Genomic DNA, 12,115 nt, shown 5'->3' on the forward strand with positions numbered 1-12,115 from the left:
AGAGACGCATTAACCATCATGGCAAAAAGACGACCCCCAACAAAGAAACCTCAAAAAAAGACCAGACCGTCGATCTCAGCGAGCAAGACGTCAAAGACGCTCGGCTCTCGACCCGGTGAATTAAGCATCACGCCGGCCATCGGTAAGCCGGTCTTCATCACCGATGTGGGATTGCGGGACGGGCACCAATCCCTGCTCGCCACGCGAATGCGAACCGAGGATATGTTGCCGATTGCCCAAAAGCTGGACGCGGTCGGCTATTGGTCCCTGGAAGTCTGGGGGGGAGCGACTTTCGATACCTGCCTCCGTTTTTTGAAGGAAGATCCCTGGGAGCGCCTCAGAGCGTTACGGGCAGCCATGCCCAATACCAAGCTACAGATGTTGCTACGGGGCCAGAATCTCGTCGGCTATCGCCATTATGCCGACGATGTGGTGGAACGGTTCATCGAGCGGTCAGCAACTAACGGTATCGATGTCTTCCGCATCTTTGATGCGCTGAATGACGTCCGAAACCTTGACCGGGCCGTGAGCGAAGTGAAGGCCTGTGGCAAACACGCGGAAGCCACGATCTGCTACACCGTCAGTCCGGTCCATAGCATCGATCGGTTTGTAGATTTGGCCAAGAAACTCGAAGATCTCGGAACCGACACGATTTGCATCAAAGATATGGCCGGATTGCTGGCTCCGCTTGATGCCTATCACCTGGTACGTCGACTGAAGGCCGCCGTGAAGGTTCCGCTTCATCTCCATTCGCATTACACCTCCGGAATGGCTTCCATGGCCTCCTTGATGGCCATTCTTGGAGGGCTCGACATGCTCGACACCTCCATTTCCCCACTGGCAGGTGGAACATCCCATCCGGCGACGGAAACATTGGTAGCCTCACTCCAAAACACCCCCTACGACACGAGGCTGGATCTTACGAATTTCCAGCCGATCACCGAGCATTTCCGAACGGTTCGCCGTAAATATCGCCAATTCGAGAGCGACTTTACCGGTGTCGATGCAGAAATTCTCACGTCGCAGATTCCCGGCGGCATGCTGTCGAACTTAGCTGCTCAGCTGACCGAGCAAAATGCCCTCGACCGGATGAAAGAAGTGCTCGACGAGGTTCCCCGTGTACGAAAAGAAATGGGCTACCCTCCGCTCGTCACCCCGACCAGCCAGATCGTTGGCACGCAGGCAACACTCAATGTGCTGACCGGAGAACGGTACAAAGTCATCACCACCGAGACCAAGAACTATTTCTTGGGGCTCTATGGCCGCGCGCCGGGACAGGTCGATCTCGATGTCATGGCACGTGCAACCGGTGACGAAACCCCGATCAAGAGCAGGCCGGCTGATCGGCTGGAACCGGAGTTGGATGAGGCCAAGAAAGAGCTGCCGGCTTCGGCCCAGAGCATCGAGGATCAGCTGTCGTTCGTGCTGTTCCCCGCCATCGCATCTGACTTTTTTGAGGCGCGTGAGAAGGGGGATTTGACTCCAGACCCGCTGGACGTTGGATCAGCCAAAGGCCCGTCGACTGCACATGAATTGCATTTGGCTCCGGTCGAGTTCAATGTCACTGTCCATGGTGAAACCTATCATGTGAAGGTCTCGGGCTCAGGCCGTAAGGTCGACGGTCGCAAGCCCTACTACATCCGTGTCAACGATAAGCTGGAGGAAGTCTCGCTCGAACCGATTCAGGAAGTACTCGCTGGTGTGCCTGAATCCCAAGAGATTGGGACGGGAGGAAAACCCAAACGTCCAAAGCCTACCAAACCAGGTGATGTGGCGCCGCCCATGCCTGGGCGCGTGGTGAAGGTTCTTGTTGCCGTGAATGACTCCGTGAAGGTGGGTGATCCGCTGTTGATCATCGAAGCGATGAAGATGGAAAGCCGGGTTCCGGCACCGATTGACGGGAAAGTCTCGGCGATCTTGGTCAACGACGGTGACAACGTCAAGACGGATGAAACGGTCATCCAACTGGAGTAGTCCCTACGTTCCTCTCCCGCCCACCCCATGCACGCCATGGAAACGGGGGCTGCTCCTTCCCTGTCTCCTCACTTTGCTCATGACGGCCTGTGCGTCTCCCACACATATTCCCCCCTACTTCGAGCCACTCGCACGCACTCCGGTTGAACCGCTCCCGATCAAAACGGTTCTCGTCCATGGTCAACGGATTGCCTATCTTAATGTGGGGACCGGCCCACCGGTGATCTTGATCCATGGGTTCGGCGGATCCATGTGGCAATGGGAACATCAGCAACAGATCTTGTCTCAACATTTCCGCATACTGACGCTTGACCTCCCTGGTTCTGGACTGTCTGATAAACCCGATATCGACTACCGACCGTCTCAGATGGTGGACTTCTGTCTTGGATTCATGGACGCATTGGAAATCCCCCAGGCCACACTCGTCGGAAATTCTCTGGGAGCCGGCTTGGCTATCAGCATGGCATTGACACATCCAACCCGTGTCGACAAACTCGTCCTCATCGATGGATTGCCATCGGATATTCTGAACAATCTCACGAGCCGATCGTTCCGTCGATCGCTGGAATCAAAAGCCCCGTGGTGGCTCGTGTCATTCGGGAATCGGCTGTTTGGTGGGCTGGTCACCAGCTCCGTTCTGAAGGAAGTGATCCACGACCATCGCCTCTTGACGCCGGCAGTCCTTGAACGCTCCAATCGTAATCGCCGGCGCCCCGGTATCATCAAGCCTCTCATGGCCATGAAAGATACCCTCCCCTTCTGGGAAACCGACTTCGCCCCTCGCATCAAGGACATCCCACACCCCACCCTGATCATCTGGGGCGAGCATGACCGAGTATTTCCAATGGCGGTGGGAGAAGAGCTTCACCAGAAAATTCGAGGATCAATGTTCGTCACAATCCCCCAGGCAGGACATATGCCGCAATGGGAACGGCCGGAGCTGGTGAACCGCTCGCTGATCGAGTATATTCACTCGTTACCCTGAACACAGTACGGGAAGTGGGATCTCCCCACTCACAGCATCAGAAAGGAGTTCACTATGCGCACGGGATCTTCGGCTGTCATGGTTACGGTGATTTGTTTCTCTCTTGGACTCGTCGGTTGTCAGACAACAGCAAGCAACACGTTCTTGTACAAAAACATGCCCGTATCCGACGGCACGGCAGTCGCGGGCGAAGGCAATAAGGTCCTCTTTAAGGGCAACCCGCTGACACTCACCGGTAGCGGGGTCAAAATCGGCGACGTGCTCCGTGATGTCAAAGTGACACAGAACGACTTGTCCCTCGTGAAGATTGCAGAGACCAAAGGCTCCGGTAAGGTCCGCATCATCAGCGTGGTGCCGTCGCTCGACACCCCGGTCTGCGAACAGCAGACCCATATTCTGAGTGAGCGCAATAAAGGCCTTGATAAGATGGTGGAACTGATCACCGTCAGCGTCGATACGCCCTTCGCTCAAAAGCGATTCGCAGGAGAAGCCAAGATTGCCAATGTGACTTTCCTGTCCGACTATCGTGGAGGTGAATTTGGGAAAACCCATGGCCTCTTTTTGGAAGGCCCCCACATCTTGACGAGAGCGGTCATGGTCGTCGACAAGACAAACACCATCCGCTATCTTCAAATCACCCCCGAGATTGCTCAACTCCCTGACATGGAAGAAGCATTCCAATTCGCCCGTCGCTTGGTAACCGAAAGTTAGGAGGAAATGCGGTTAAGGTTGAGGCCTCAGCTCGCCCCTGAGGTGTATGAGAATGTGGTCCCCCTCAACCTTAACCTCCTCCGTTCAAGAATCCCATGTCTCACTATGATTTACTCGTCATCGGTACGGGACCGGCAGGGCAGAAAGCTGCCATCCAGGCGGCTAAACTCGGCAAGAAAGTCGGGATCATCGAACGCAAGATGGTCCTCGGCGGCGTCTGCATCAATACGGGAACGATTCCCAGTAAATCACTCCGTGAAGCCGTCCTGTACCTGTCCGGATTTCGACAGCGCAACATCTACGGCGGCGAGTACCGGCTGAAAAAGACGATCACGATCGAAGACCTGGCCTTCCGTGCCGATCACATCATCAAACATGAAATTCAGATCGTCCAGCAGCAGATGGCCCGCAACCAAGTGGATATGTATTTCGGAACGGCCAGCTTTCTCGACCCACATCGGCTTCAAATACGCACCTCCCATCGGACATTCGAACTCACGTCTGACTTCTTCATCATTGCCGTCGGAACCGAGCCCGCTCGTCCACCTGAGGTTCCCTTTGATGACCAGGCGATTATCGATACGGACGGACTGCTGTCCCTACGACATATTCCAAAATCGCTCGTCATTGTCGGTGGAGGCGTGATCGGAACCGAGTATGCGTCCATGCTTGCCGCCTTGGGGGTACCCGTCACGCTCATCGATAAACGTCCCCGGCTGTTGGAGTTCGTCGACACAGAAATCATCGAGACGCTCCAGCAGCAGATGGGGAAATTGGGCATCACCCTCTATCACGACGAGGAAGTGGTCGCGATCACACGACAGGGAAACCAGGCGGTCCAGGTGTCCTTACGAAAGCATCCGCCGCTTCACACCACGACACTCCTATATGCCATCGGCCGCGTCGGAGCAACCGCAGCCCTGCATCTGGAATCGATCGGTCTCCAACCAGATGCCCGTGGACGGTTGATCGTAAATGAACATTTCCAAACCACGCTGTCTCACGTCTATGCAGCCGGCGATGTCATCGGATTCCCGGCTCTAGCCTCGACATCCATGCAACAGGGTCGGCACGCTGCCAGCCATGCTTTTGGTCATCCCGATCGCATGGATACCGCACTCCTCCCCTACGGCATCTATGCCATTCCTGAAATCTCCATGGTCGGTAGAAACGAAGAAGAGCTGAAACAAGCCGACGTGCCCTACGGCGTTGGCATTGCGCATTACAACGAAATCGCCCGCGGGCTGCTGATGGGCGACGAAACCGGCATGCTGAAGCTCCTATTTCACAGACACACTCGACATCTGTTGGGCGTGCATGCCATCGGAGAAGGCGCCACGGAACTGATCCACATTGGTCAAGCCGTGATCGCCTTTCATGGTAAGATCGATTACTTTATCGATACAGTCTTCAATTATCCGACCTTGGCGGAATGCTACAAAGTCGCGGCATTGGACGGAATGAATCGACTCTCCAGACCTTGGATTCCATTTCTGTAATGTGGGAACATAGAACGGCACGTGCTTAGTTGTGACTGTTGAATCGTACGTTTCAACTTAACACGAACTGCTCAAAACCAACGACGTCTCGAACCGGAGCACCCATGTCATTCTCAAACCACCTCCGCAAACTCGCCAGCTCGATCTGGGATTCCCAATTGACTCATCCCTTCGTCGTCGCACTCGGCGATGGAACGTTGTCTGAACAGAAGTTCAAATACTACATCCTGCAGGATGCACGGTTTCTCGGCGATCTTGCTCGTGTGTTGTCCTCAGGAGCCGTCAAAGCGCCGGACTCAGAAAGCGCCCTCCGCTTCAACAAGCTGGCAGAGGAGACGATCGTCGTCGAGCGCAGCCTGCATGAGAATTACGGCAAGCGCTGGAACATGACCGCAAAACAGATGACATCCGTTCCCATGGCACCGACAAATTATGCGTACACCAGGCACATGTTAGCCGTAGCCGCTACGGGAACCGCGACGGAAATTACTGTCGTGGCTCTCCCCTGCGCATGGGTCTATTGCGTGGTAGGACAACACTTACTACAAAAAGGCCCACCGGCCAAGCACCATCCCTACCGTGATTGGCTCATGCTTTATGCATCTCCTGAGTTTGCGGAAGTTCAGGTATGGATGCGGAAGAAAGTGGATCAGTGGGCCAAGACAGCCGGAAAAGACGAATTACGGCGAATGGAAGACTCCTTCATCATCAGTTCGCGGTACGAATGGATGTTCTGGGACATGGCCTGGCGTGAAGAAAAGTGGCCGGTGTAAGAAGTGGACGGAGTCACGACGCTGGGGCTGATAGCCGGAACACTGACCACCATCGCATTCATTCCCCAGATCGCAAAGGCCTGGCGGTCAAAATCAACCGGGGATCTGTCCTGGGGGATGGTGACGACCTTTAGCACAGGGGTGCTGCTGTGGCTCATCTACGGCATCTGGATTGATTCGTTGCCCGTCATTCTCGCGAACGCCGTGACTCTGCTCCTCCAAGCTGGAATCATCGCGCTAAAAATCAGGTATGGATAGTGGGAAAGTTGCCTCTCTCAACTTGAGCACAAAAGCGCCAAAGAAATTTCTAACGGTCTGCAACCGCCGCGCAGCTGCTAGTCATAAATCATCGTATCGAGTCAGTCAGATCCAGCGGGAAAACAGACCTGCGCTACGACTTCTGTCTCGCCTTGGCCAGCGCCATGGCCATGGCGCTGAGCGGCTGAGACGGTTGTGCTGCCTGGTTCGCACCAGATGGTCTTCGCGCAGGCTGACCACCAGCTGTGTTATTTCCAGGCTGTGTCGACAGGGTCTGGCGGCTCGCAGCATCCTCAAGCCGCATCGTCAGCGCGATGCGTTGGCGCTTCAGATCGACGTCGATCACCTTCACCTTGACCACCTGCCCGGGCTTGACCACTTCGTGTGGATCCTTGATGAATCGATTGGCCAGCGCGGAGACATGCACCAACCCGTCCTGATGCACCCCGATGTCGACGAATGCTCCGAATGCCGCGACATTCGTGACCACCCCCTCGAGCACCATGCCTGGCTGCAGATCGCTAACAGACTCGACTCCTTCACGGAACGTCGCCGTCTTGAATTCAGGTCTGGGATCGCGGCCAGGCTTTTCCAGTTCGCTAAAAATATCTCGCACCGTCGGCAGGCCAAATTTCTCATCGATAAAGTTCTCCGCCGATACCCCCTTCAAAACGGCGGGCTTTCCCATCACCTCAGCGATCCCTGTTCCCAACCGAGTCAGAATCCGTTCAACGACCGGATAGGCCTCCGGGTGGACGGCAGAACAGTCCAACGGATTGTCACCGTCTGGAATGCGCAGGAAGCCTGCCGCTTGCTCGAATGTCTTATCACCAAGACGAGGGACTTTACGGATCGCGGTCCGGTTGGAGAACGGTCCATTTGTATTGCGATAGTCCACAATGTTTCGAGCCAAAGCTTTATTGAGACCTGACACCCGTTCGAGTAGCGGAACCGACGCCGTATTCACATTGACGCCGACGGCGTTGACGCAATCTTCGACCGTGGCATCGAGCGATCTCGCCAATGCCTTCTGATCCACGTCATGCTGATATTGACCGACCCCGATCGCCTTTGGCTCGATCTTCACCAACTCGGCGAGCGGATCCTGGAGTCGTCGCGCGATCGACACGGCCCCTCGTAAACTGACATCCAGCTCAGGGAACTCGGCTGCGGCGAAGGCCGACGCAGAGTAGACCGATGCCCCCGCCTCACTCACCACGATCTTCGCCAATTTGTGTTCGGGCATTTTGGCCGCGACGAGTTTGGTGACCTCGCCTGCCAGCTTGTCCGTCTCCCGGCTCGCAGTGCCGTTACCGATCGCCACTAACTCGACGCCATGACGAACTATCAGACGTACCAGAGTCTCTAATGCTCCGTTCCAATCGTTACGCGGTTGATGTGGATAGATCGTCTCAGTGTCCAACAGTTTCCCTGTCGCATCAACAACAGCCACTTTACACCCTGTGCGGATACCGGGATCCAAACCCAGAATGGCCTTGGGTCCAGCCGGCGCCGCTAACAACAGTTCATGCAGGTTCCTTGCAAAGATTCTGATGGCCTCGGCCTCGGCCGCTTCTCGCAATTGCACGAGCAACTCGGCACCGATGGTCAGATGCATCTTCACTCGCCACGTCCAGTCACAGACACTCGCCAACCACTTATCCGCCGGTCGCCCTCGATCAGCAATACCAGCATGGGCGGCAATCATGGCAACACAGGGATGCGGCACCATGGCATCGAGCACCTCTCCCAAGCCCAGCTCAAGTTTCAAGACCCCGAGCGTGCGACCTCGGAACAGCGCCAGAGCCCGATGTGAGGGAATGACTTTGATTGGTTCCGAATAGGCGTAGTAGTCGCGAAACTTTTCTTCCTCAGCCGTTTCCTTGTCCTTCATCACCGTCGACGTCAAGACGCCTTCGTTCCACAAGCGTGTCCGGATCGCAGCCAGCAGATCAGCAGTTTCCGCGAATCGTTCCATCAGAATATCTCGTGCCCCTTCGAGTGCAGCTTTGGCATCCGGCACATTGACGGCCTCCATGCCTTCAGCAGCCGCCACGGCACGCACATACTTGAGTGCTTCCTGTTCCGGATTTACTAAGGGATCGGTCAAGAGCCCATCCGCCAACGGCTCCAGCCCTGCTTCGCGCGCAATCTGGGCCCGCGTGCGGCGTTTCGGCTTGAAGGGAAGATACAGATCTTCGACGACTTGTTTGGTCGTGGCCGCTTCGATCGTCGTGCGCAATGCATCCGTGAGCTTCCCTTGTTCCTCGATGGAAGCCAGCACGGCGGCACGCCGCTCCTCCAGCTCACGTAAATAGCGCAGACGGTCTTCCAAAGTCCGTAGTTGTGTATCGTCAAGGTTTCCCGTCGCCTCTTTCCGATACCGTGCAATAAAAGGAACCGTCGCTCCTTCATCGAGTAATGCCACCGCAGCAGCTACTTGCGCCCCCCCAACACCAAGCTCTTTGGCGATGATCGGAACGATCTTGCGCTGCCGCGCATTGGTGTCGACTTGAATTGTTTCGGTCGTCTCAGTTGTCATCGGTATCAACCGCCTATCCTTCCGAACGCGTGAGCAGTCCGCGCTCTCTGAGAAATGGAAAAAGAAACGTCATACCGGGAATACGGTAGTCCGAGCTAAAGGAGAACATCACTGGACATTCGTACATGAGTTAACGGGCGAGAGTGCCAAAAGCGGCGAATAATCGTCCCGTCAGATAGTAGGTGCCTGGAGAGTCGCCCCAATGCCTGCGCCGTAAAAAATCGTTCAGAACCCTTCCATCCGCGGCTTTGTGTGTGTCCGGATTCTGAAGGTTCATCCGATACCGTTGAATCCCACGTGACAGTGAACTCACGAAGAGCACCGTCCCATCGGGCTCTACCGTCTCAACCACTCCAATATGCGTGAGCGGGTCGTTGGGTAAGCCATCTCCATTGAAATCCCAGGTGTTATGGAAAAATACGAGATCACCGGGATGGACGGTCGGCCCATAATGAATCCGCCCATGTTCCATCACATGGGTGTAGATGCGCCCGACCCCGTTTCCTCCATCCAGTTTTCCCAATCCACTATACAAATCGACACGCTGTGAGGCATAGACCCCTTGAACAAAACCAGAACAATCCGGATTATAATTTCGGCCACCAATCTGAACCCGAGACTGTCCGACAAATCGCACCGCCGTTTTGGCTAGTGCCGTCTGCCGTGGCATCCCCTTCGCCATGGCACAGCACGACGTTCCGCGCGTTCCCATCGTAGGAACCACCATCCGATCAGGAGAGCCTGACTGACGTGCGCTGGCGACACAGCCGGCAAGTGTTGCGGCAAGCAAGAAGGCAAGAAGCCCTGCGGTGCAACAAAAACGGGACGAGGCTGGATTCATTGTCCTTCAGTATACAGATACGCTCCTGGAAGACAATACCTGCTTGCTCATTCCACTATTCCATTCCCGCGCCCCCCACCGACCGGTCCGGTTCCGTCATGCGCCGCAGATCAAGCAGTTCCGCACAACGCTTCCCTGCTCACATCCTCTGCGCTTTCCCAACCTGCGATTACCCTCCCGCACTGCCTACCGGCCCACCTGGTTCAGTCATACGCCAGGGATCGAGCAGTTCCACTAGACGCTTCTCGGCGAGGACCTTCTGTTCTTTCGCCGCCTGCCGCACGGTCTTCCCGGACTTATATGCGTCCTTCGCCAGTTTGGCCGCCGCTTCGTACCCGATCTCCGGCGCCAAGGCCGTGCACATGGCCAGACTTTCCTCAATGAGACTCTTACAGCGTTCTTCGTTGGCTTTGATGCCTTCGATACATTTTACAGCAAAGTTGTCCGACGCTGTGGCGAGCAGTTCGATAGACTGGAGCAGGTTATAGGCCATCACCGGCATCATCACGATCAGTTCAAAATTTGCCGCCTGCCCGCCGACCGTCACCGTGACATCATTGCCGATCACCTGGGCGCAGACCATGGTCACAGACTCGGCAATGACGGGATTGACCTTCCCCGGCATGATGGAAGAGCCCGGTTGCGTCTCCGGTAGATTGATTTCACCAAGTCCGCAACGAGGACCGGAACCAAGCCAGCGAATGTCGTTGGCGATCTTCATCAGACTCACAGCAATAATCCGTAGCTGCCCACTCGCCTCGACCAACGAGTCTTGAGCCGACTGAGCTTCAAAATGATTCTTGGCTTCCTTGAACGAACAGCCCGTCTCTCTCGAAATAATCGACATCACCTTCGAGGAAAACTTGGGATGGCAGTTCAGCCCCGTACCCACGGCAGTTCCTCCCAGCGCCACCTCACTCAAGGCGGCCTGGGCTTGCTTGACTCGCTGAATACCCAGCTCGATCTGACGAGCATAGCCACCGAATTCTTGTCCCAGGCGAACCGGCGTGGCATCTTGGAGGTGCGTTCGTCCGATCTTGACGATCTTGTCGAACTCCTTCGCTTTGTTCCTTAACGCCTTGTGTAGTCGAGTCAATGCAGGAAGAAGCTGGTGCTGCATCATCTCCGACGCGGCAATGTGAATGGCCGTAGGAATCACGTCATTGCTCGATTGGCCGAGGTTGACATGGTCATTCGGATGCACCAGCTTGCTGCCGCGCGCACCACCGAGCAATTCCGTGGCACGGTTGGAGATCACCTCGTTGGTGTTCATGTTGGTAGACGTACCGGAGCCGGTCTGAAAAATATCGACAGGAAACTCGGCATCCAGCCGGCCATCCACAACTTCGGTCGCCGCCCGTTTAATCGCCGCAGCCGGCTTTTTGTCCAACAACCCCAAGGAGTGGTTCACCGCCGCAGCCGCTCGTTTGAGCATTCCCATCGCTCGGATGACGGATCGCGGCATCCGGAGTGAACTGATCGGAAAGTTTTCAATCGCCCTGGCCGTCTGCACTCCAAAGTAGGCCTCAGTCGGCACGGCGAGTTCCCCCATGGTATCTCGCTCAATTCTGGTCGGTACGGATGATTGCCCCTGTTTCATGCGTCGCACTCCATCGTTAAGTGGTTCCACTCCGTTTCAGTCGTCATGATAAACGTTGGCCGCCAACTTTCACAAGAGCATGGGCAGCAAACTGACCGCCGACGCGTCACCAGACCTTTAGCGTTCATCCCCGAAAAACTCGCTCTCATCCAGTCAGACCATCGACAGAGTGATCGTGATAGCCAATCGTTAGTGGGGAATCCCTCCAGTAGGATGATCTCCATCGAAACCGACAATCGGAAGACTGACCTATCCGATGGAGGGACACAGCTGAAGAATGCGTATGGCAGAAGAGACAGGCACTACACACTGGGATACCGGATTCATGGCCCAGGATCTCGTGAGAATTTTGGACATGAGCAGCCTGTTGTCAAACCTTGTACTACGCGTATGGTGCTGTTTTGTGACTCTCACACCCGAGTGCCCTCTTGCTCAGCCCGGTTGCCGCTCTCAACCTCCGGCTGAAACGTGTATGCGGCCTTCGGTGTCACCACCTGGAATAAATGCAGGATGTCGATACCCATCCCGATCAAGGCAAGAGACCATCCACCGACGATCATCCACCACACCCATGAAAACATGTCCGAAGGTTGGTCGAAACTGAAGACCGCCACGACCCCTCCAAGCGCCAGGACCATGCCAACCGTCATCAGCACGTAGCAGAGTGTTTTCATCCTTGCCTCCTCAACCGGTCAGGTATATGAACCAGTTTAATAGTCGAACGGAAACCCTACTTCCTTAATCCCAACGCCTGCATCGCGCCCTACACACCACACTTATAATGTAGCTCACAGGACCACAACGGATGGAATCCCAAGGGCACTCTACTCGATTTCACCACCAGTGCAATCCAGCAGAATGTCTCTGGCGTATAGATCTGATTGGACCGGTACAACCTCAGCATCGAATAGCCGGGCCCTGAAGTCTTCAGC

General features: G+C 55.6%; 10 protein-coding genes. 6 read left to right on the forward strand and 4 right to left on the reverse strand.

Features of this window, described 5'->3' with window-relative positions:
• Positions 1 to 18 precede the first annotated feature (18 nt).
• From oadA to COMA1_RS15015, 6 genes are all read left to right on the forward strand, one after another.
• Positions 19 to 1,974, forward strand: coding sequence for a sodium-extruding oxaloacetate decarboxylase subunit alpha (oadA, locus tag COMA1_RS14990; protein ID WP_090749978.1), 1,956 nt, complete (start codon positions 19 to 21; stop codon positions 1,972 to 1,974).
• Positions 1,949 to 2,959: an alpha/beta fold hydrolase gene (locus COMA1_RS14995; RefSeq protein WP_090749980.1), complete on the forward strand. Its 1,011-nt coding sequence runs from the start codon at positions 1,949 to 1,951 to the stop codon at positions 2,957 to 2,959. Before oadA ends, COMA1_RS14995 begins: the two co-directional genes overlap by 26 nt.
• 54 nt (positions 2,960 to 3,013) lie before the next feature.
• Complete coding sequence (gene tpx, locus COMA1_RS15000; RefSeq protein ID WP_090749982.1) at positions 3,014 to 3,670, forward strand: thiol peroxidase; 657 nt, start codon at positions 3,014 to 3,016, stop codon at positions 3,668 to 3,670.
• A 95-nt stretch (positions 3,671 to 3,765) separates the two neighbouring features.
• A complete protein-coding gene (sthA, locus tag COMA1_RS15005) occupies positions 3,766 to 5,169 on the forward strand; it encodes a Si-specific NAD(P)(+) transhydrogenase (RefSeq protein WP_090749984.1) in 1,404 nt (467 codons plus the stop codon).
• A 104-nt stretch (positions 5,170 to 5,273) separates the two neighbouring features.
• Entirely contained in the window at positions 5,274 to 5,942 is a 669-nt protein-coding gene (gene tenA / locus COMA1_RS15010) for a thiaminase II (RefSeq protein ID WP_090749986.1), read from the forward strand.
• Positions 5,943 to 5,945: 3 nt separating this feature from the next.
• Positions 5,946 to 6,200, forward strand: coding sequence for a SemiSWEET transporter (locus COMA1_RS15015; protein WP_090749988.1), 255 nt, complete (start codon positions 5,946 to 5,948; stop codon positions 6,198 to 6,200).
• A 133-nt stretch (positions 6,201 to 6,333) separates the two neighbouring features.
• Here COMA1_RS15015 and COMA1_RS15020 read toward each other — a convergent pair whose 3' ends face one another.
• The 4 genes from COMA1_RS15020 to COMA1_RS15035 all read right to left on the reverse strand — a co-directional run bounded on the left by COMA1_RS15020 (position 6,334) and on the right by COMA1_RS15035 (position 11,857).
• Positions 6,334 to 8,742, reverse strand: coding sequence for a Tex family protein (locus tag COMA1_RS15020; RefSeq protein WP_090749990.1), 2,409 nt, complete (start codon positions 8,740 to 8,742; stop codon positions 6,334 to 6,336).
• A 130-nt stretch (positions 8,743 to 8,872) separates the two neighbouring features.
• Positions 8,873 to 9,583 carry a hypothetical protein gene (locus COMA1_RS15025; protein WP_090749992.1) on the reverse strand — a complete coding sequence of 237 codons (711 nt, stop codon included), beginning with the start codon at positions 9,581 to 9,583 and terminating at the stop codon, positions 8,873 to 8,875.
• 169 nt (positions 9,584 to 9,752) lie between these two features.
• Complete coding sequence (locus COMA1_RS15030) at positions 9,753 to 11,183, reverse strand: class II fumarate hydratase (RefSeq protein WP_090749994.1); 1,431 nt, start codon at positions 11,181 to 11,183, stop codon at positions 9,753 to 9,755.
• Between the two features lie 410 nt (positions 11,184 to 11,593).
• Entirely contained in the window at positions 11,594 to 11,857 is a 264-nt protein-coding gene (locus COMA1_RS15035) for a hypothetical protein (protein WP_090749996.1), read from the reverse strand.
• Positions 11,858 to 12,115: the final 258 nt, after the last annotated feature.

Source organism: Candidatus Nitrospira nitrosa, assembly GCF_001458735.1.
Classification (GTDB): domain Bacteria; phylum Nitrospirota; class Nitrospiria; order Nitrospirales; family Nitrospiraceae; genus Nitrospira_D; species Nitrospira_D nitrosa.